Below are 19,145 nucleotides of genomic sequence, written 5' to 3' on the forward strand. Positions count from 1 at the left end.
GCTACGGCTTCCGACATGATGAAACTCACGCTGCGCAAATGGCTCGCGGCGGCGGCGCTGTCTGCCTGCCTGCCGCTCGTGCCGCATACCGCGTTCGCTGTGACGGCTCCCGCTGCCAGCCTGCCCGACTTTGCCGATCTGGTCGAGAAGGTCGGCCCGGCCGTCGTGAACATCCGGACCACCGCCAACGTGCCGACGAGCGGCCCGCGCGGGATGCTCCCGCCCGGCTTCGACAACGGCGACATGTCCGAATTCTTCCGGCGCTTCTTCGGCATTCCGCTGCCGCAAGCGCCCGGTAACGGCGGCGGCAACGGCGGCAACCCGAAGAACGCGCCGGCGCCGGACAATCCGCCCGACACCGAGCAGAACCGCGGCGTCGGCTCGGGCTTCATCGTGTCGGCCGACGGTTACGTGATGACCAATGCGCACGTCGTCGACGATGCGGACACCATTTACGTGACGCTGACCGACAAGCGCGAATTCAAGGCGAAGCTGATCGGCGTCGACGACCGCACGGACGTCGCGGTCGTCAAGATCCAGGCGTCGAACCTGCCGGTCGTCGCGATCGGCGATTCGAACAAGGTGCGCGTCGGCGAATGGGTCGTCGCGATCGGGTCGCCGTTCGGCCTCGACAACACGGTCACGGCCGGCATCGTCAGCTCGAAGAGCCGCAACACGGGCGACTACCTGCCGTTCATCCAGACCGACGTCGCCGTGAACCCCGGCAACTCGGGCGGCCCGCTGATCAACATGCAGGGCGAGGTGATCGGCATCAACTCGCAGATCTACAGCCGGACCGGCGGCTTCATGGGCATTTCGTTCGCGATTCCGATCGACGAGGCGATGCGCGTGGCCGACCAGCTGAAGGCGACGGGCAAGGTCACGCGCGGCCGGATCGCGGTGGCGATCGGCGAGGTGACGAAGGACGTGGCCGACTCGATCGGGCTGCCGAAGGCCGAAGGCGCGCTCGTCAGCAGTGTCGAGCCGGGCGGCCCCGCCGACAAGGCCGGCATCCAGCCGGGCGACATTATCCTGAAGTTCAACGGCCGTCCGGTCGATGCGGCGTCGGATCTGCCGCGCATGGTCGGCGACACGAAGCCTGGCACGAAGGCGACGGTCAGCGTGTGGCGCAAGGGTCAGGCGCGCGATCTGCCGATCACGATCGCCGAGACGCCGGCCGAGTCGACGGCGAAGGCCGAGCAGCGCAAGAATGCACCGCAGAAGCCGCGCCAGACCAATTCGCTCGGCCTGACGGTCAGCGACCTGACGGCGGAGCAGATGAAGACGCTGAAGTTGAAGAACGGCGTGCAGATCGACGGCGTCGACGGCCCGGCCGCCCGTGCGGGCCTGCAGCGCGGCGACATCGTGCTGCGGGTGGGCGACACCGACATCACGAGCGCGAAGCAGTTCGCGGACGTGACCGCGCAGCTCGATCCGCAGAAGGCGGTCGCGGTGCTCGTGCGGCGTGGCGACAACACGCAGTTCGTGCCCGTGCGGCCGCGCCAGAAGTAACGCGCCGATGTTCACGCTCTACGGCCGCGGCTGGTGCCACCTGTGCGACGACATGCGCGACGCACTGGCGCCGGTGGCGGCCGAATTCGGCGTCGCGGTCGACTACATCGACATCGACACCGATGCTGCGCTCGTCGCGCGTTACGACGAGGACGTGCCCGTGCTGCTGCTGGACGGCGCGGAAGTGTGCCGCCACCGGTTCGACGACGCGCGGGTGCGCGACGCGCTGGCGGCCCGGCGCTGAACCGGGCCCGCCGCGGGCTGGCGCCGCTTCGCACGGGGCACGATCCGGCGGTCGGCTCGGCCGGGCTCCCGCGTGGCAGGGCGTCCGAAATCCCGCCCGGCGTAAGCCTTTTCGGCTAAAATAAGCCGTTTTTTCACCGACTTACAAGGCGTGCTCCGCAGTGGTGAGCGCGCCTTTTTCGCTTGATCGGCACTGAATGGATCATATTCGCAATTTCTCGATCATCGCCCACATCGACCATGGCAAGTCGACGCTCGCGGATCGCATCATCCAGGTATGCGGCGGCCTCGCCGACCGTGAAATGGAAGCGCAGGTGCTCGACTCGATGGATATCGAGCGCGAGCGCGGCATCACGATCAAGGCGCAGACTGCCGCGTTGTCCTATCGCGCACGCGACGGCAAGGTCTACAACCTGAACCTGATCGACACGCCGGGGCACGTCGACTTCTCGTACGAGGTCAGCCGTTCGCTGTCCGCGTGCGAAGGCGCGCTGCTGGTCGTCGACGCGAGTCAAGGCGTCGAGGCGCAGACGGTCGCGAACTGCTACACGGCGATCGAGCTCGGCGTCGAGGTCGTGCCCGTGCTGAACAAGATCGACCTGCCGGCCGCGAACCCCGAGAACGCGATCGAGGAAATCGAGGACGTGATCGGCATCGACGCGACCGACGCGACGCGCTGCAGCGCGAAGACGGGCCTCGGCGTCGAGGACGTGCTCGAGTCGCTGATCGCGAAGGTGCCCCCGCCGAAGGGCGATCCGGCCGCGCCGCTGCAGGCGCTGATCATCGATTCGTGGTTCGACAACTACGTCGGCGTCGTGATGCTCGTGCGCATCGTCAACGGCACGCTGCGTCCGAAGGACAAGATCAAGATGATGGCGACCGGCGCGCAGTATCCGGTCGAGCACGTTGGCGTGTTCACGCCGAAGTCGCGCAATCTCGAGTCGCTGTCGGCCGGGCAGGTGGGCTTCATCATCGCGGGCATCAAGGAACTGACGGCCGCGAAAGTCGGCGATACCGTCACGCACGCGACCAAGGCCGCTGCCGAGCCGCTGCCGGGCTTCAAGGAAGTGAAGCCGCAGGTGTTCGCGGGGCTGTATCCGGTCGAGGCGAACCAGTACGACGCGCTGCGCGAATCGCTCGAGAAGCTCAAGCTGAACGACGCATCGCTGCAGTACGAGCCGGAAGTGTCGCAGGCGCTCGGTTTCGGGTTCCGGTGCGGCTTCCTCGGGCTGCTGCACATGGAAATCGTACAGGAGCGGCTCGAGCGCGAGTTCGACATGGATCTCATCACGACCGCGCCGACGGTCGTCTACGAGGTCGTGCAGAGCGACGGCTCGACGATCATGGTCGAGAATCCGGCGAAGATGCCGGAGCCCGGCCGCATCGCCGAAGTGCGCGAGCCGATCGTCACCGTGAACCTGTACATGCCGCAGGATTACGTCGGCTCGGTGATCACGCTGTGCGAGCAGAAGCGCGGCTCGCAGATCAACATGCAGTATCACGGCCGCCAGGTGCAGCTCACGTACGAAATCCCGATGGCCGAGATCGTGCTCGACTTCTTCGATCGCCTGAAGTCGGTATCGCGCGGCTATGCGTCGATGGATTACGAGTTCAAGGAGTACCGTTCGTCGGACGTCGTGAAGGTCGACATGCTGATCAACGGCGACAAGGTCGACGCGCTGTCGATCATCGTGCACCGGTCGCAATCGCAATATCGCGGCCGCGAAGTCGCCGCGAAGATGCGCGAGATCATCCCGCGCCAGATGTACGACGTGGCGATCCAGGCCGCGATCGGTGCGCACATCGTCGCGCGCGAGAACATCAAGGCGCTCCGCAAGAACGTGCTCGCGAAGTGCTACGGCGGCGACATCACGCGGAAGAAGAAACTGCTCGAGAAGCAGAAAGAAGGTAAGAAACGCATGAAGCAGGTGGGTTCGGTCGAGATCCCGCAGGAGGCGTTCCTCGCGATCTTGCGCGTCGAAGACAAATAACAGGACTGATCCTTTATGAATTTTGCGCTGATTCTTTTTGTGCTCGTCGTCGTGACGGGCGTAGCGTGGGTGCTGGACAAACTGGTGTTCCTGCCGCGGCGTCGCAAGGCGGCCGACTCGGCGATCGAGGAGTTCGATCGCCAGCAGTCGCGCATCGACAAGCGTTTCGCGGACGAAAACGCAGCGCAGACGCGTTCGAAGCTGCGTGACGAAAAGCTGCGCCAGCCGTGGTGGCTCGAGTACACGGCGAGCTTCTTCCCGGTGATCCTGGCCGTGTTCGTCGTGCGTTCGTTCGTCGTCGAGCCGTTCAAGATTCCGTCGGGTTCAATGGTGCCGACGCTGCTCGTCGGCGACTTCATCCTCGTCAACAAGTTCGAGTACGGGCTGCGCCTGCCGGTCACGAACACGAAGATCACGCAGGGCAGCCCGCTGTCGCGCGGCGACGTCGTCGTGTTCCGCTATCCGAAGGACGAGTCGGTCGATTACATCAAGCGCGTGATTGGCCTGCCGGGCGACACGATCGCGTATCAAGACAAGCAGCTCACGATCAACGGCCAGCCGGTGCCCGAAACGCCGCTGCCCGATTTCTTCGACGACGAGCGCCAGAATTACGCGAAGCAGTTCGAGGAAACGATCGGCAACAAGAAGAACGCGATCCTCAACAACCCGGCCGTGCCGCCGTTCGTGATGGGCGCATACGACTATCCGTATCGCGACAACTGCACGTACAACAGCCGCGGCGTGATCTGCAAGGTGCCGCCCGGTCACTACTTCATGATGGGCGACAACCGCGACAACAGCGCGGACAGCCGCTACTGGGGTTTCGTGCCGGACCGGAACATCGTCGGCCGCGCGTTCTTCATCTGGATGAACTTCGGCGACCTGAAGCGCATCGGTTCCTTCAACTGATCGCATTCGATTCACACGCAATACGCGACGCACGGGCCGCGTCGCGTATTGCCGAACTACTTTAAGAACCGGCGGTAACACCGCCTCGACACGCCTTTTCGCGTCCGGCCGTGCCGTTTCGGTCCGACCGGGCGCCCGCGTTATACTCCTGCACATGCCCCTATCCCAGTTGGAAAGCCGGCTGCGCTACGAATTTCGCAATGCGGAATTGTTGCGCCAGGCTTTGACCCATCGCAGTCACAGCGCCACGCACAACGAACGGCTCGAGTTTCTCGGCGATTCCGTTCTGAATTGCGCGGTGGCCGCCCTTTTGTTCCAGCGTTTCGGCAAGCTGGACGAAGGTGATCTGTCGCGCGTACGCGCCAACCTCGTCAAGCAGCAGTCGTTGTACGAAATCGCTCAGGCCCTGAATATTTCGGACGGCCTGCGACTCGGCGAGGGCGAGCTGCGCAGCGGCGGATTCCGCCGCCCGTCGATCCTCGCGGACGCGTTCGAAGCCATCATCGGGGCCGTATTCCTCGATGGCGGCTTCGAAGCCGCCCAAGGGGTCATCAAGCGGCTCTACATCCCGATTCTCGACCACATCGATCCACGCACGCTCGGCAAGGACGCGAAGACGCTGCTGCAGGAATACTTGCAGGGGCACAAGATCGCGCTGCCGACCTATACGGTCGTCGCGACGCATGGTGCGGCGCACAATCAGCAGTTCGAGGTCGAGTGCACGGTGCCGAAGCTTGACGTGAAGGTATCGGGTTCCGGCGCGAGCCGGCGCGCGGCCGAGCAGGCCGCCGCGAAGAAGGCGCTCGACGAAGTGATGGCGGCCGCGCCGATGCTGGCCGCGAAGCCGAAGCGCTCGAAAAACGCACGCGGGTCCAAGCATGTCGAACCCGAGATCGTGCCGGGCGTGAAGGGCGTGCAGGAAGCGCTCGACCTGCGCTCGCCGGAGCGCAAGGAACGTGCGGCGGCGCGCGAGGCCAGGGCGGCCGGCGCGGCGCCGGCTGCAACTGCTGCGGCTGCGGCCACGGGCGAGCCGGCCGTCGCGCCGATGGCGGCGATTCGCGCGGCGCATGTCGAGCCGGCAACGGACAAGGGCGAGCGGGCGGCGAAGCCGGCAACCGACAAGGTGGCCGACAAACCGGCCGAGCGGTCCGACAAGGCCGCAGAAAAACCCGCCGAAGCCGCGTCGCGCGCAGCCGACAAGCCGGCCGGCCATGCAGCCGATTCGACAGCGTCGTCGGCCGACAAGCCTTCCGCGAGTGCCGACTCCGCCGCGCGCACGCCGGCGCGCGCACGCGATGCCGCGGCGCCCGACGCCGATGCGCCGCCTGGCGGCGCGAGTCTTGCTGCCGCGCAGGCGCGCGTGGCCGATGCCGGCCACTGAATTGCCCATCGATCGTGCCGCGCGCCGCGCGGCCGTTTCCGAACCTGTCTCCCAAACGATATGAACACTCCCGCTCCTACCGGTTTCCGTTGCGGCATGATCGCGATCGTGGGCCGCCCGAACGTCGGCAAGTCGACGTTGATGAACGCACTCGTCGGCCAGAAGATCAGCATCACGTCGCGCAAGGCGCAGACGACCCGTCACCGCATCACCGGCATCAACACGTTCGACGACGCGCAATTCGTGTTCGTCGACACGCCCGGCTTCCAGACGCGTCACAGCACCGCGCTGAACCGTTCGCTGAACCGCGCGGTCACGTCGACGCTGACGTCGGTCGACGTGATCCTGTTCGTGATCGAGGCCGGTCGCTTCGGGCCCGACGACCAGAAGGTGCTCGACCTGATCCCGCCCGGCATGCCGACGCTGTTGATCGCGAACAAGATCGACCGCGTGAACGACAAGGCGTCGCTGTTCCCGTTCATGCAGAAGGTGAGCGAACTGCGCGAATTCACCGAACTCGTGCCGCTGTCGGCGCAGCGGCCGGAAGACATCAAGCGCCTGCTGGACACGATCAAGCCGTACCTGCCGGAAGGCGAGCCGATCTACGGCGAGGACGAGCTGACCGACCGCAGCTCGCGTTTTCTCGCGGCCGAAATCCTGCGCGAGAAGGTATTCCGCTGGACCGGCGACGAACTGCCGTACACGAGCACCGTGCTGATCGACAAGTTCGAGGAAGAGGGCCGCCTGAAGCGCATCTTCGCGACGATCCTCGTCGAGCGCGATTCGCACAAGGCGATGGTGATCGGCAAGAAGGGCGAGAAGCTCAAGCAGATCAGCACCGAGGCGCGGATGGACATGGAGAAGCTGTTCGACGGCCCCGTCTACCTCGAAACCTTCGTGAAGGTGAAGAGCGGTTGGGCCGACAACGAGGCGGGGCTGCGTGCCTATGGGTACGAATGACGCGCTGACGTCGACCGAAGACGCGGTGAGCGCCGGCGCGAACGACGCGCCGTTGCCGGCACCGCCCGAACCGCCGCGCAAGGTGCGGCGCGCGGCGTCTCGCACGTCCGATTTCCGCGTCGCCGAGCAGCCGGCGTTCGTGCTGCACAGCTATCCGTATCGGGAAACGAGCCTGATCGTCGATGTGCTGACGCGCGACCACGGCCGGCTCGCGCTCGTCGCAAAGGGCGCGAAGCGCCCGCACTCGGCGTTGCGCGGCGTATTGCAGACCTTCCAGCCGTTGCTGCTGTCGTGGTCCGGCAAATCCGAGGTGCGCACGCTGACGGGCGCCGAGTGGGTCGGCGGGATGCTGCCGCTAAGCGGCGACGGGCTGTTGTGCGGTTTCTACGCGAACGAGCTGCTCGTGAAATTCTGCGCGCGCGAGGATCCCCAGCCGCCGCTGTTCAATCATTACGTGCTGACCCTCACGCGCCTCGCGCACGGCGAGCCCGCGGTGCAGGTGCTGCGCTCGTTCGAGCGTGTGCTGCTGCGCGAGACCGGGTATGCGATGGCGCTGAACCGCACGGTCGCGCGCCGCGCCGTCGAGCCCGAGCGCCGCTACGTGTTCGATCCCGAGCGCGGCGTGCGCAATGCGGACGACGACGTGCCGTCGCACTGGCCGGTCATCACCGGACAGACGTTGCTCGACATGGAGCAGGACGATTACCATCGAGCCCAGACGGTTGCGCAAAGCAAGACGCTGATGCGCTTCCTGCTGAACACCTATCTCGGCGGCACGCCGCTCGCCACGCGTCAGATCCTGATCGACCTGCAAAACCTATGAGCTTCTTCCTGACAACGCCCACCGCCATCGACCTCGGCGTGAACATCGACCACGTCGCGACGCTGCGCAATGCGCGCGGCACGCGCTATCCCGATCCGGTCCGCGCGGCGCTCGCCGCCGAAGAGGCGGGCGCGGACGCGATCACGCTGCACCTGCGCGAGGATCGTCGTCACATCGTCGACGCCGACGTGCGCGAACTGCGCCCGCTGCTGAAGACGCGCATGAACCTCGAATGCGCGGTGACGGCGGAGATGCTCGACATCGCGTGCGAGGTGCGTCCGCACGATGCGTGCCTCGTACCGGAGAAGCGCGCGGAACTGACGACCGAAGGCGGTCTCGATGTCGCCGGCCACTTCGAGGCCGTGCGCGCGGCGTGCAAGCAGCTCGCCGACGTGGGCGTGCGCGTGTCGCTGTTCATCGACCCTGACGACACGCAGATCCGCGCCGCGCACGAAGCGGGCGCGCCGGTGATCGAGCTGCATACGGGCCGCTACGCCGAAGCGCACGACCAGGCCGAGCAGCAGCGCGAATACGAGCGTATCGTCGCGGGCGTGCAGGCCGGCGCGCAGCTCGGCCTGAAGGTCAATGCGGGCCACGGGCTGCACTACACGAACGTGCAGCAGATTGCCGCAATCGACGGTATCGTCGAGCTGAACATCGGTCATGCGATCGTCGCGCACGCGATCTTCGCGGGCTGGGACAACGCGGTGCGCGAGATGAAGGCGATCATGGTCGCCGCACGCGTCGCCGCGCTGCACGGCGGCGCGCGCTGAGATGCGAGGCCGCCGCGCCCCGCACGCCGTTTGCGACGCACTTGACCCGGCCTCGCCGGGCCACCCCGGCGGAGACTGACATGGCGATCTACGGCATCGGTACCGACATCGCGCAGGTGAGCCGCGTCGCGGCGGTGCTCGAACGCACGGGCGGCCGGTTTGCCGAGAAGGTGCTCGGCCCCGACGAACTGCGCGTGTTCCACGCGCGGCGCGCCCGCTCCGAGGCGCGCGGCATCGCGTTTCTCGCGACGCGCTTCTCCGCAAAGGAAGCGTTTTCGAAGGCAATCGGACTCGGCATGCACTGGCCGATGACGTGGCGCGCACTGCAGACGCTCAACCATCCGAGCGGCGAGCCGTACGTGGTCGCTTCGGGCGAGCTGGCCGACTGGCTGGCCGCTCGCGGCATCACGGCGCGCGTGACGGTCAGTGACGAACGCGACTACGCGGTGTCGTTCGTGATCGCCGAAACGGACGCCGCGCCTGCTCCCGGACCTGTTTCCCGAACCCCCTCCTGACGGAATTCCCGATTCGATGAAAACGACTCCCGGCCCGGTCATGCTCGACGTCGTCGGCACGACCCTGTCGCGCGACGATGCGCGGCGCCTCGCGCATCCGAATACCGGCGGCGTGATCCTGTTCGCGCGGCACTTCCAGAATCGTGCGCAACTGACCGCGCTGACCGATTCGATCCGCGCGGTGCGCGAAGACATCCTGATCGCGGTCGATCACGAAGGCGGGCGCGTGCAGCGGTTCCGCACCGACGGCTTCACGGTGCTGCCCGCGATGCGTCGCCTCGGCGAACTGTGGGATCGCGACGTGCTGCTCGCGACGAAGGTCGCGACCGCTGTCGGCTACATCCTGGCTGCCGAATTGCGCGCGTGCGGGATCGACATGAGCTTCACGCCGGTGCTCGATCTCGACTATGGGCACTCGAAGGTGATCGGCGATCGTGCGTTCCATCGCGACCCGCGCGTCGTCACGCTGCTCGCGAAGAGCCTGAACCACGGGCTGTCGCTCGCCGGCATGGCGAACTGCGGCAAGCATTTCCCCGGGCACGGCTTCGCGGAGGCCGATTCGCACGTCGCGCTGCCGACCGACGACCGCACGCTCGATGCGATCGTCGAGCAGGACGTCGCGCCGTACGACTGGCTCGGGCTGTCGCTGTCCGCGGTGATTCCGGCGCACGTGATCTACACGCAGGTCGACAAGCGGCCGGCCGGGTTTTCGCGCGTGTGGTTGCAGGATATCCTGCGCGGGAAACTCGGCTTTACGGGCGCGATCTTCAGCGACGACCTGTCGATGGAGGCGGCGCGCGAAGGCGGCACGCTCACGCAGGCAGCCGACGCCGCGCTCGCCGCCGGTTGCGACATGGTGCTCGTCTGCAACCAGCCGGACGCGGCCGAAGTCGTGCTGAACGGATTGAAGGCGCGGGCCTCGGCCGAGTCGGTGCGGCGCATCAAGCGGATGCGTGCGCGCGGCAAGGCGCTCAAGTGGGAGAAGCTGGTCGCGCAGCCCGAGTATCTGCAGGCGCAGGCGCTGTTGAGCAGCGCGCTGGCGTAAGCGGCCACGGACGGGGCGCATCGCGCCGTTTGGGTCGCCTCAACAGAAAGCCGCGCAATAGCGCGGCTTTTTTTGCGGGTCGCGACCGCCCGATCAGGGCAGTCGCCGGGACGAGCTCGGGCGTATAAGCAACTAACGGTCAGATCCCGTCAGCGCCCGCATTCAGGGCCGCCCGCTCAGTTCACCTTCATCCGCTGCAGCTTGTTGTACAGCGTCTTCGGGCTGATGCCGAGCAGCGTAGCCGCGCGGTGGCGCGTACCGCCGACCGCGTCGAGCGTCGCGCGGATCAGCAGATCCTCGACGTCGGACAGCGGCGTGCCGACCTTGATCTGCACGCTGCTGCCGTTCAGCGCGGCGCCGGCGGAGAAGCTGGCTTCGCCCGCGCGCAGCGTCTCGATGAAGTCGCCCGACGCGTCGTACGCGAAGCGCACGCGTTCCTGCAACTCGCGCACGTTGCCCGGCCATTCGTAGGACAGGCATTCGCGCACGAAGCCCGGCGCCGCCCGCTTGTCGGTCGTGCTGCGGCCGGTTGCGCGCGCTTCGCGGTTCAGTTCGTCGATCTGCGCGTCCGCGATCGCGAGCGCGTCGCCGTCGCGCTCGCGCAGCGGCGGCATCGTGATCGACGCCGCGTCGAGGCGCAGCCACAGATCCTCGCGCAGCGTGCCGTTTGCCACCGCTTCGCGCGCCGGGCGGCGCGTGGCCGCGATCAGCCGGAAATCGCTGGTGATCGGGCTCGTGCCGCCGATCCGCATGAAGTTCTGCGAATCGAGCGCGTGCAGCAGCGCTTCCTGCAGCACGAGCGGCAGCGCGGTGATTTCGTCGAGGAACAGCGTGCCGCCGCCGGCCTGCTCGAACAGGCCCGATTCGCGGCGCTCGGCGCCGTCGAACGCGCCGCGTTCATGGCCGAACAGCACGCTGTCGAGCGACGCGCCGTGCCGGCCGGCCTGCGCGAGCATGCGGCAGTCGAACGAGACGAACGGCCCCTTGCGGCGCCGGCTCAGTTCGTGCAGCGTGCGCGCCGCCAGCTTCTTGCCGGTGCCGGCTTCGCCCGAGAACAGCACGGCCGTTTCGGTGCGGGCGTTGTGCTCGATCATGTCGTACACGTGCTGCATCGCATCGCTGCGGCCCACCAGCGCGCCGAAGCGGCCGAGATGGCGCAGCGACGCACGCAGCGACTGCACTTCGTCGATCAGTTCGTACGGGCGGGGGATCCGCGCGAGCAGGCTGCGCAGGCGCGGAATGTTGATCGGCTTCAGCAGGTAGTCCCAGATGCCGTGGCGCAGGCCCTCGATGGCGCTCTCGACCGTCGCGTTGCCCGTCAGCACGATTACCGGCAGCGAGCCGTTCGGCTGTTGCTGCGGCAGGTGCTGGAGCAGGTCGAACCCGCTGCCGTCCGGCAGGTTCAGGTCGACGAGCACGACGTCGGGAATCGAGCGGCCGAGCGCCGTGCGCGCTTCGGCGAGCGACGTGGCCGTGTCGACCGAGAAGCCGTCTGCGGCGAGCAGTGCGGTGAGGCCTGACAGGCTGTTGGGATCGTCTTCGACAATCAGGGCGTGTGGCATGGTGGACGCGAGTCGAGTCAAGAGAGGCGGGCTGTCGGCCAGCGGGCCGCAGCCGCATGTCGGATTAAAGATTGATTTTATGCCCCGCCGAACGCATCACGCGCATTATTTCTCCGGCGCTATAAAACAGTTACCGATGATACAAATTGAATATCTTTACCGGTGGCTTTTGTGCTGCTTATGGCTCTGGTTTGTGGCAGCTGTTGGCGCCAGACAAACAAAAAGCGCCCCGGAGGGCGCTTTGTTCGATGCGGGTATCGCTGACGATTACGCGCGGCTGCGGTATTCGTTCGTGCGCGTATCGATTTCGATCTTGTCGCCGGTGTTGCAGAACAGCGGCACTTGCAGTTCGAAGCCGGTCGCCAGCTTCGCGTTCTTCAGCACCTTGCCCGACGACGTGTCGCCCTTGACGGCCGGTTCCGTGTAGGTGATTTCGCGAACGAGGATCGTCGGCAGTTCGACCGAGATCGCCTTCTCGTTGTAGAACACGACTTCGCAAGCCATGCCGTCTTCGAGGTAGTTCAGCGCTTCGCCCATCATTTCGGCTTCGACTTCGTACTGGTTGTAGTCGGCGTCCATGAACACGTACATCGGGTCGGCGAAGTACGAGTACGTCACTTCCTTGCGATCGAGCACGACGACGTCGAACTTGTCGTCGGCCTTGTAGACCGATTCCTGGCCTGCGTTCGTCAGCAGGTTCTTCATCTTCATCTTGACGACGGCGGCGTTACGGCCCGACTTGTTGTATTCCGTCTTGGCGATGACCCATGCGTCGCTGCCGATCTGCACGACGTTGCCTACGCGGAGTTCCTGTGCGGTCTTCATAAAAAACTGTCCTGATCCAATCGAATAAATAGGTGCCTGAGCGTTGCACAACGGGTGAGGCGCCAAGCAGATGCGTTCCGGTGGGCCCCCAAAGCTCAAACGCGAGCGCTTGCATGGTCAGCCGTCGGATAACCGCTTATTTTAACTGAGATTTTGCGTATTCCGCCAGCTTTCCGGCGAGATCGCCGACGGTCGCGAGCGCGTCGGCCCAGCGGGCTGCATTGGTGTCGAGTGCGGCGCGGTGCTGCCATAAATCGGCCCAGTCGGGTATGCCGGCGCCGTTCCAGGCATGCCAGAACCGCTCGAGCGCTGCGCGCGGCGCATCGGCGAGACCGGCCGACAGGTGCGCGAGCGCGGCGTCGAGCTTCGGCAGGTGCGCGTCGTCGGCTTGCGGGTAGATGTGCCACGCAAACGGCTTGCGCGCCCACTGTGCGCGGACGAACGAATCCTCGCCGCGGACGAAATTGAAATCGGCGACCCACAGCAGCGGGTCGTAGTCGGCCTGCGGAACGAACGCGAGACCATGGGCGGTCAGGTTGCCGCTGCGCGCCCGTGCGCCCGCCGCGAACGATTCGACCCCGAAAAAATGGGCGACGGCGGGCGACAGACGTCCGGCCGGCACGAGCGCGACGACCGGCGACGGGCCGTCGCGCCATTGCGCAAGCAGCGCGTCGACGGCCGGGTTTTCGTAGGCGAACAGGCTGACGACCGTCGTGCCGGGCGCCGGCGGCGCGCCGCCGGTCGCGCGCTGCCACCACGCGGCGCGTGCTGCCGGATCGGTGTCGAAGGCCATGCGGCGCGCGTCGAGGTCCCGCTCTTTCGGCACGCCGCCCGTGCCGGCCGACAGGCCCGGGAAGAAGAACGTCTTCAGCAGCGGGTAGCGTGGATGCGGCGATGGCCGCAAATGGAAATCGGCGACCCAGTCCTCGGCGCTCAGGTATTCGAGGTTGATCCACACGGGGCGTCGCGCGCGCCGCGCCATCGCCGAGAGATACGCGCCGGGCAGCTCGCACGCGAACGCCTCGATCACGACGTCGGCGATTTCCAGCGCATCGCCGACTTCCGCATGCCAGTGCTCGATCACGATCGTGTCGACCGTCTGCCGCGTCGCGTCGGGATCGACCTGCGGCAGCAGGCGTGCGAACGTGTGCAGGTCGTCGACGAACAGGCGAACCTGCCAGCCGTGCTCGTGCGCGAGCTGGCGCGCGACGCGCCAGCACACGCCGATGTCGCCGAAATTGTCGATCACCGTGCAGAAGAGGTCGCAGGCGATCGGTTCGCCCGGCGCGAGCGGCACGGCGGAGAGGGGGGCAGCGGAGGAGCGTGGCATCGAAGCAAGCCGGTGAATGCTCTAAACTGGCGATTCTAATAGACCCGTTCCGCGTTACAAGGCGCCCGGATCACGCATGACATCCCCAGAAGCCTCCGATACCCCGTTCGAACCGAAGAAGATCCTTGCGCAGTTGCCGCACATGCCGGGTGTCTATCGCTATTACGACACGGCGGGCGCCGTCCTCTACGTCGGCAAGGCGCGCGACCTGAAAAAGCGCGTGTCGAGCTATTTCACGAAGACGCAACTGTCGCCGCGCATCGCGATGATGGTCACGCGCATCGCGCGCATCGAAACCACCGTCACGCGCTCGGAAGCCGAAGCGCTGCTGCTCGAGAACAACCTGATCAAGGCGCTCGCGCCGCGTTACAACATCCTGTTTCGCGACGACAAGTCGTATCCGTACCTCAAGCTCACCGCGCACCGCTTTCCGCGGATGGCCTACTACCGCGGCTCGGTCGACAAGCAGAACCAGTATTTCGGGCCGTTCCCGAGCGCGTGGGCGGTGCGCGAGAGCATCCAGATCCTGCAGCGTGTGTTTCAGTTGCGCACCTGCGAGGATTCGGTCTTCAACAACCGCACGCGGCCGTGCCTGCTGCACCAGATCGGGCGCTGCACGGCGCCGTGCGTCGGCGCGATCTCCGACGAGGATTACGCGGTCGACGTATCGAACGCCGCGCGGTTCCTGCTTGGCAGGCAGTCCGAAGTGATGAAGGAGCTCGAGCAGAAGATGCACGCGTTCGCGGCCGAGCTGAAATTCGAGCAGGCGGCAGCCGTGCGCAATCAGATGAGCTCACTTGCGACGGTCCTGCACCAGCAGGCGATCGAGGTCGGCAGCGACCGCGACGTCGACGTCCTGGCCGTCGTCGCGCAGGGCGGACGCGTGTGCGTGAACCTCGCGATGGTCCGCGGTGGCCGGCACCTCGGGGACAAGGCGTATTTCCCGACACACGTCGAAAGTGCGCTGACGCTCGCCGAAGGCGGTCTCGGTGACGAGGCCGAGCCGGCGGAAGCGGTCGATGCGCCGCTCGACACGGTGCCTGACCAGCCTGTGGAAGAGGCCGGCAGCGCGCGCGGCACGGCCGCGGCGTCGGTCGAGGCCGAGGTACTCGATGCGTTCATCGCGCAGCACTATCTCGGCAATCGCGTGCCGCCCGTGCTCGTCGTCAGTCATGCGCCCGCGAGCCGCGACCTGCTGGAGCTGCTGTCCGAGCAGGCTGGCCACAAGGTGTCGCTGGTGCGGCAGCCACAGGGGCAGCGGCGCGCGTGGCTGTCGATGGCCGAGCAGAACGCGCGGCTCGCGCTCGCGCGGCTGCTGTCCGAGCAGGGCTCGCAGCAGGCGCGCACGCGTGCGCTGGCGGACACGCTCAGCTACGACAGCGACGATCTCGCGACGCTGCGGATCGAATGCTTCGACATCAGCCATACGATGGGCGAGGCGACGCAGGCGTCGTGCGTCGTCTATCACCATCACAAGATGCAATCGAGCGAATATCGCCGCTACAACATCACGGGCATCACGCCGGGCGACGATTACGCGGCGATGCGGCAGGTGCTCACGCGCCGCTACGAGAAGATGGTGGAACAGGCCGCGCAGGCGGCGGCCGCCGACGAAGCGGCCGGCATCGACGGCGAGTCGACGCGCCAGGCCGAGGCGTCGAGCCTGCTGCCGAACATCGTGCTGATCGACGGCGGCAAGGGTCAGGTCGAGATCGCACGGCAGGTGTTCACCGAGCTCGGCCTCGACACGTCGATGCTGGTTGGCGTCGCGAAAGGCGAGGGGCGCAAGGTCGGCCTCGAGACGCTGGTGTTCGCGGACGGTCGCGCGCCGCTCGAACTCGGCAAGGAGAGCGCCGCGCTGATGCTCGTCGCGCAGATCCGCGACGAGGCGCACCGTTTCGCGATCACCGGCATGCGGGCGAAGCGGGCGAAGGCGCGGCAGACGTCGCGGCTCGAGGAGCTCGAGGGCGTCGGCGCGAAGCGCCGGCAGCGGCTGCTCGCGCGTTTTGGCGGATTGCGCGGCGTGGTGGCCGCGAGTGTCGAGGAACTGGCGAGCGTCGAGGGCATTTCGCACGCGCTCGCCGAGCAGATCTACAAGCAGCTTCACTGACGCGGCCGTGCGGCCGGCGGCATTTGCCAGCATTCTTGTGGCAGGCCGGTCGACACGGCACAATTGCGAATCCTTTACTGTCCCGCATGCCATGCCGTTCAATTTCCCGATTTTCCTGACGTGGGTACGGATCGTGCTGATTCCGCTCGTCGTCGGCGTGTTCTATCTGCCGGACACGGTGATGGACGGCGCGCACCGCAATCTCGCGGCGGCGGCGATCTTCATCCTCGCCGCGCTGACCGACTGGTTCGACGGTTTCCTCGCTCGCAAGTGGAACCAGACGTCGTCGTTCGGCGCGTTTCTCGACCCGGTGGCGGACAAGCTGATGGTGACGGCCGCGCTGCTGATCCTCGTGCAGATTTCGCGGGTCGACGCGGCGATCGCGCTCGTGATCGTCGGTCGCGAGATCGCGATTTCGGCGCTGCGCGAATGGATGGCGCAGATCGGCGCGTCGAAGAGCGTCGCGGTGAATCAACTCGGCAAGTTCAAGACCGCATGCCAGATGGTCGCGATTCCGATGCTGCTGTTCTACGGGCCGCTGCCGCTCGGCGTCGTGACGATCGATACGCGCGTGTGGGGCGAGTGGCTGATGTATCTCGCCGCGGTGCTGACCATCTGGTCGATGCTGTACTACATGAAGCTCGCATGGCCGCAGATCCGCGAGCGCGGCGGTGCGTGATCCGCGCCGCATGGGCGGCGGTTTTTGTAAAAAGGGCTGGAAAAGCCCTTGACACACGAATGTGCCTTCGACATAATCTCGCTTCTCCGCTGCACGACGAAGTAAGTGTGTGACGGGGAAGCAGTAGCGTAGCGATACGCGGGAGTAGCTCAGTTGGTAGAGCGCAACCTTGCCAAGGTTGAGGTCGCGAGTTCGAGACTCGTCTCCCGCTCCAGATTTTCTCTGGCAGCGTGTAGTACGGCAAAGCGCTGCGGATGCAGGACACATGCGGGAGTAGCTCAGTTGGTAGAGCGCAACCTTGCCAAGGTTGAGGTCGCGAGTTCGAGACTCGTCTCCCGCTCCAGATTTTTCTGGCAGCGTGTAGTACGGCGAAGCGCTGCAGATGCAGGACAATGCGGGAGTAGCTCAGTTGGTAGAGCGCAACCTTGCCAAGGTTGAGGTCGCGAGTTCGAGACTCGTCTCCCGCTCCAGGTAACGGGGAAGCCACGCTTCCCTTTTTATTTGATGGACTTCCGGTCCTCGAATAAAAATCTGTCGCTTGCCTCACGGCATCCGGACAGTCCGCTTTTGGCGCGATAGCAAAGCGGTTATGCAGCGGCCTGCAAAGCCGTTTAGGCCGGTTCGACTCCGGCTCGCGCCTCCAGAAAAAGCCCCGCTTCGGCGGGGCTTTTCTTTTTTCTGCGTCGCTTCGTCGTTACTGATCCAGCTGGGTGAGGTTGATCACCGCGAGCGGCCCACCCGGAAACTGGATGAGCCGACCTTCGTCCACACCACCGAGATCGACCGGCGCGAAACCGAGGCGAACGATCAGGTCGCTGACGGATTTCTTTGCATCAGCATCTTGTCCGGCCAAGAACAGCACGCGTCGACCGCCGTCAACCTTGGGGCCAGAGGCCAGCGGCCCGGCACTCAAATGGTTGAACGCCTTCACAACCCTTGCTCCAGGCGCCCACTGCGCGACTAACTCGCTGGAAGCGCGACCACCAAAGTCGATAGCGTGGAACGACGGTACGTTGTCGGCACCGATTCGTACTTCGACCGCGTTGTTTGCGTCGACCAGAACGCGGGCGTTCCACGGACCGAGATCCTTCAAGACAGTGGCCACTTGATCCCAAGGCACCGCGAGAAACACGATGTCGGCGCGTGCGGCCTCTTTTACGCTCACGGCTCTGATATAGGGGCCGAGTTCATTGGACAGTGCCTGTAGTGATTGCGGTCCACGGCTGTTGGCAATGGAAGCCGAGATGCCACTACGGGCGAGATTGCGCGCGATGGCCGAGCCGATGGCGCCGGCCCCAATGATTGCGATACTCATACTGGTTCCCTCTGGTTGAAAGTCATTTCGTAGAGGGACTTTATGCTCGTTGAGCCTTTACAGGTAGTTGAATGCAAGTAGAATCAATTTCAATCAATATTTGAAGCCCATCATGGAAAGCCTTGCCAACCTGGAATGCTTCGTCCGGAGCGCAGAGTCAGGAAGCTTTTCGGCGGCTGCACGCAGGCTCGCGCTTACGCCTGCAGCGGTCAGCCGCAACGTTGCGCACCTTGAGCGCAACCTGGGCGTCCAACTGTTTCAACGTAGCACGCGCGGCCTGACCCCCACCGAAGCGGGCGACCGTTTTCTGCTGTCGGTGCGGAGCGGTCTCGACAGTATCCAGGGTGCGATTGCGGATCTCATGGTCAATGCCGCCAAACCCTCGGGCGTTCTGAAACTGAGCGTTCCAGCGGGTTTCGGAATGGACTACCTGTTACCGCTGATGCCTGCTTTCCTGGAGCGCTATCCTGAGGTGAGGCCGGATTGGTTTTTCGATAACCGGCCGGTCGATCTCATCGGAGAAGGATTCGATGTGGCAATTGGGGGCGGTTTCGAGCTACCTGCCGGTATGGTGGCTCGCGAGTTGGGCCGGATTCATTTGATTGCGGTGGCATCACCGGCATTCATGGTCGGTAAACGTCCCCCGAAAGATCCCGCAGATCTCGCGAGACTGGGAAGCGTGACGATGCGTTCGCCTCTAAGCAGTCGTCAGCGCGCGTGGGTCATGCGCGACTCGGTCGGCACCGAGATGGCCGTAGCAGAAAAGCCAGTGATGCTGGTCAACGACCCCGATGCGGTATGTCGGTCGGCTCTACTGGGTATTGGCGTCGGTGTGGTTTCGCTACTACATGCAGCGCCACACCTCGCCAGCGGCGCCCTGGTGCGAGTGCTGGAAGATTGGCATGTCGATGCTGGGCCATTGTCGTTGTATTTTTCGAACCAAAAACTCTTGCCGGCCAAAACACGCGCGTTCGTGGACTTCATCACCGAGTCATTTCGGGCGCAGAAGTTGCCGAGGATTGAGCGCAATCGGAGGTAGTGCAGAAGATGGTGAAGCCGCCATGCAAAGACTCGCATTCAGGAAGCGGCTGCCTTGGCGGTTAAACCGTATAAGTAATTGAAGTAAAGAAACTCATCGCGGCCTGCAAACCGTTTAGGTCGGTTCGATTCCG

At 65.3% G+C, this 19,145-nt stretch carries 17 protein-coding genes and 4 tRNA genes; 17 read left to right on the forward strand and 4 right to left on the reverse strand.

Annotated elements, in window-relative coordinates:
• The first annotated feature begins 15 nt into the window (after positions 1-15).
• The 10 genes from WT24_RS12000 to nagZ all read left to right on the forward strand — a co-directional run bounded on the left by WT24_RS12000 (position 16) and on the right by nagZ (position 10,152).
• Entirely contained in the window at positions 16-1,512 is a 1,497-nt protein-coding gene (locus WT24_RS12000; protein ID WP_059501587.1) for a DegQ family serine endoprotease, read from the forward strand.
• 7 nt (positions 1,513-1,519) lie between these two features.
• Positions 1,520-1,756, forward strand: a complete 237-nt coding sequence (locus tag WT24_RS12005; protein WP_006476497.1) for a glutaredoxin family protein — start codon at positions 1,520-1,522, stop codon at positions 1,754-1,756.
• A 196-nt stretch (positions 1,757-1,952) separates the two neighbouring features.
• On the forward strand, positions 1,953-3,746 hold the full coding sequence (lepA, locus tag WT24_RS12010) for a translation elongation factor 4 (RefSeq protein ID WP_059501585.1): 1,794 nt from the start codon (positions 1,953-1,955) through the stop codon (positions 3,744-3,746).
• 15 nt (positions 3,747-3,761) lie between these two features.
• Entirely contained in the window at positions 3,762-4,655 is an 894-nt protein-coding gene (gene lepB, locus WT24_RS12015; protein ID WP_059501582.1) for a signal peptidase I, read from the forward strand.
• A gap of 154 nt (positions 4,656-4,809) precedes the next feature.
• Complete coding sequence (gene rnc / locus WT24_RS12020) at positions 4,810-6,036, forward strand: ribonuclease III (protein WP_060033644.1); 1,227 nt, start codon at positions 4,810-4,812, stop codon at positions 6,034-6,036.
• Positions 6,037-6,096: 60 nt separating this feature from the next.
• Positions 6,097-6,996 carry a GTPase Era gene (gene era / locus WT24_RS12025; protein WP_034206782.1) on the forward strand — a complete coding sequence of 300 codons (900 nt, stop codon included), beginning with the start codon at positions 6,097-6,099 and terminating at the stop codon, positions 6,994-6,996.
• A complete protein-coding gene (recO, locus tag WT24_RS12030) occupies positions 6,983-7,819 on the forward strand; it encodes a DNA repair protein RecO (RefSeq protein ID WP_059501578.1) in 837 nt (278 codons plus the stop codon). The genes era and recO overlap by 14 nt, the downstream gene beginning before the upstream one ends.
• Complete coding sequence (gene pdxJ / locus WT24_RS12035) at positions 7,816-8,592, forward strand: pyridoxine 5'-phosphate synthase (protein ID WP_059501577.1); 777 nt, start codon at positions 7,816-7,818, stop codon at positions 8,590-8,592. Before recO ends, pdxJ begins: the two co-directional genes overlap by 4 nt.
• 80 nt (positions 8,593-8,672) lie before the next feature.
• Positions 8,673-9,107, forward strand: coding sequence for a holo-ACP synthase (gene acpS / locus WT24_RS12040; RefSeq protein WP_034206785.1), 435 nt, complete (start codon positions 8,673-8,675; stop codon positions 9,105-9,107).
• Positions 9,108-9,123: 16 nt separating this feature from the next.
• Positions 9,124-10,152, forward strand: a complete 1,029-nt coding sequence (gene nagZ, locus WT24_RS12045) for a beta-N-acetylhexosaminidase (RefSeq protein ID WP_059501573.1) — start codon at positions 9,124-9,126, stop codon at positions 10,150-10,152.
• 176 nt (positions 10,153-10,328) lie between these two features.
• Here the strand turns inward: nagZ and WT24_RS12050 are convergent, their stop codons facing one another.
• The 3 genes from WT24_RS12050 to earP form a co-directional block, all read right to left on the reverse strand.
• Positions 10,329-11,714 (reverse strand): sigma-54 dependent transcriptional regulator, encoded by a 1,386-nt coding sequence (locus WT24_RS12050; RefSeq protein WP_059501572.1) that lies wholly within the window; start codon positions 11,712-11,714, stop codon positions 10,329-10,331.
• A gap of 267 nt (positions 11,715-11,981) precedes the next feature.
• On the reverse strand, positions 11,982-12,539 hold the full coding sequence (efp, locus tag WT24_RS12055) for an elongation factor P (RefSeq protein WP_034206788.1): 558 nt from the start codon (positions 12,537-12,539) through the stop codon (positions 11,982-11,984).
• Positions 12,540-12,675: 136 nt separating this feature from the next.
• Positions 12,676-13,869, reverse strand: a complete 1,194-nt coding sequence (earP, locus tag WT24_RS12060; RefSeq protein ID WP_060033648.1) for an elongation factor P maturation arginine rhamnosyltransferase EarP — start codon at positions 13,867-13,869, stop codon at positions 12,676-12,678.
• Positions 13,870-13,945: 76 nt separating this feature from the next.
• On the opposite strand from earP, the gene uvrC reads away from it, so the two are divergent.
• The 6 genes from uvrC to WT24_RS12090 all read left to right on the forward strand — a co-directional run bounded on the left by uvrC (position 13,946) and on the right by WT24_RS12090 (position 17,301).
• Positions 13,946-15,979, forward strand: coding sequence for an excinuclease ABC subunit UvrC (uvrC, locus tag WT24_RS12065; protein ID WP_059501568.1), 2,034 nt, complete (start codon positions 13,946-13,948; stop codon positions 15,977-15,979).
• A 91-nt stretch (positions 15,980-16,070) separates the two neighbouring features.
• Positions 16,071-16,658 (forward strand): CDP-diacylglycerol--glycerol-3-phosphate 3-phosphatidyltransferase, encoded by a 588-nt coding sequence (pgsA, locus tag WT24_RS12070; protein ID WP_059501566.1) that lies wholly within the window; start codon positions 16,071-16,073, stop codon positions 16,656-16,658.
• A gap of 138 nt (positions 16,659-16,796) precedes the next feature.
• Positions 16,797-16,872: transfer RNA gene (locus WT24_RS12075), tRNA-Gly, on the forward strand.
• A 53-nt stretch (positions 16,873-16,925) separates the two neighbouring features.
• Positions 16,926-17,001: transfer RNA gene (locus WT24_RS12080), tRNA-Gly, on the forward strand.
• 51 nt (positions 17,002-17,052) lie between these two features.
• A tRNA-Gly gene (locus tag WT24_RS12085) sits at positions 17,053-17,128 on the forward strand.
• 99 nt (positions 17,129-17,227) lie between these two features.
• Positions 17,228-17,301 (forward strand) — tRNA-Cys (locus WT24_RS12090).
• A 51-nt stretch (positions 17,302-17,352) separates the two neighbouring features.
• On the opposite strand, the gene WT24_RS12095 is transcribed toward WT24_RS12090, so the two are convergent.
• On the reverse strand, positions 17,353-17,973 hold the full coding sequence (locus tag WT24_RS12095; RefSeq protein WP_059791456.1) for an NADPH-dependent F420 reductase: 621 nt from the start codon (positions 17,971-17,973) through the stop codon (positions 17,353-17,355).
• 112 nt (positions 17,974-18,085) lie between these two features.
• On the opposite strand from WT24_RS12095, the gene WT24_RS12100 reads away from it, so the two are divergent.
• Entirely contained in the window at positions 18,086-19,012 is a 927-nt protein-coding gene (locus tag WT24_RS12100) for a LysR family transcriptional regulator (protein ID WP_060033651.1), read from the forward strand.
• The last annotated feature ends 133 nt before the right edge of the window (positions 19,013-19,145 follow it).

Origin of the sequence: Burkholderia sp. MSMB1078WGS (assembly GCF_001528895.1) — a bacterium.
Classification (GTDB): Bacteria; Pseudomonadota; Gammaproteobacteria; order Burkholderiales; family Burkholderiaceae; genus Burkholderia.

Coding starts and splice junctions, on each gene's coding strand:
- uvrC (WP_059501568.1), top strand. CDS start 13,946: ATGACATCCCCAGAAGCCTCCGATACCCCGTTCGAACCGAAGAAGATC.
- earP (WP_060033648.1), bottom strand. CDS start 13,869: ATGCCACGCTCCTCCGCTGCCCCCCTCTCCGCCGTGCCGCTCGCGCCG.
- WT24_RS12000 (WP_059501587.1), top strand. CDS start 16: ATGATGAAACTCACGCTGCGCAAATGGCTCGCGGCGGCGGCGCTGTCT.
- WT24_RS12005 (WP_006476497.1), top strand. CDS start 1,520: ATGTTCACGCTCTACGGCCGCGGCTGGTGCCACCTGTGCGACGACATG.
- lepA (WP_059501585.1), top strand. CDS start 1,953: ATGGATCATATTCGCAATTTCTCGATCATCGCCCACATCGACCATGGC.
- efp (WP_034206788.1), bottom strand. CDS start 12,539: ATGAAGACCGCACAGGAACTCCGCGTAGGCAACGTCGTGCAGATCGGC.
- era (WP_034206782.1), top strand. CDS start 6,097: ATGAACACTCCCGCTCCTACCGGTTTCCGTTGCGGCATGATCGCGATC.
- WT24_RS12095 (WP_059791456.1), bottom strand. CDS start 17,973: ATGAGTATCGCAATCATTGGGGCCGGCGCCATCGGCTCGGCCATCGCG.
- WT24_RS12050 (WP_059501572.1), bottom strand. CDS start 11,714: ATGCCACACGCCCTGATTGTCGAAGACGATCCCAACAGCCTGTCAGGC.
- nagZ (WP_059501573.1), top strand. CDS start 9,124: ATGAAAACGACTCCCGGCCCGGTCATGCTCGACGTCGTCGGCACGACC.
- lepB (WP_059501582.1), top strand. CDS start 3,762: ATGAATTTTGCGCTGATTCTTTTTGTGCTCGTCGTCGTGACGGGCGTA.
- WT24_RS12100 (WP_060033651.1), top strand. CDS start 18,086: ATGGAAAGCCTTGCCAACCTGGAATGCTTCGTCCGGAGCGCAGAGTCA.
- pgsA (WP_059501566.1), top strand. CDS start 16,071: ATGCCGTTCAATTTCCCGATTTTCCTGACGTGGGTACGGATCGTGCTG.
- rnc (WP_060033644.1), top strand. CDS start 4,810: ATGCCCCTATCCCAGTTGGAAAGCCGGCTGCGCTACGAATTTCGCAAT.
- recO (WP_059501578.1), top strand. CDS start 6,983: ATGGGTACGAATGACGCGCTGACGTCGACCGAAGACGCGGTGAGCGCC.
- acpS (WP_034206785.1), top strand. CDS start 8,673: ATGGCGATCTACGGCATCGGTACCGACATCGCGCAGGTGAGCCGCGTC.
- pdxJ (WP_059501577.1), top strand. CDS start 7,816: ATGAGCTTCTTCCTGACAACGCCCACCGCCATCGACCTCGGCGTGAAC.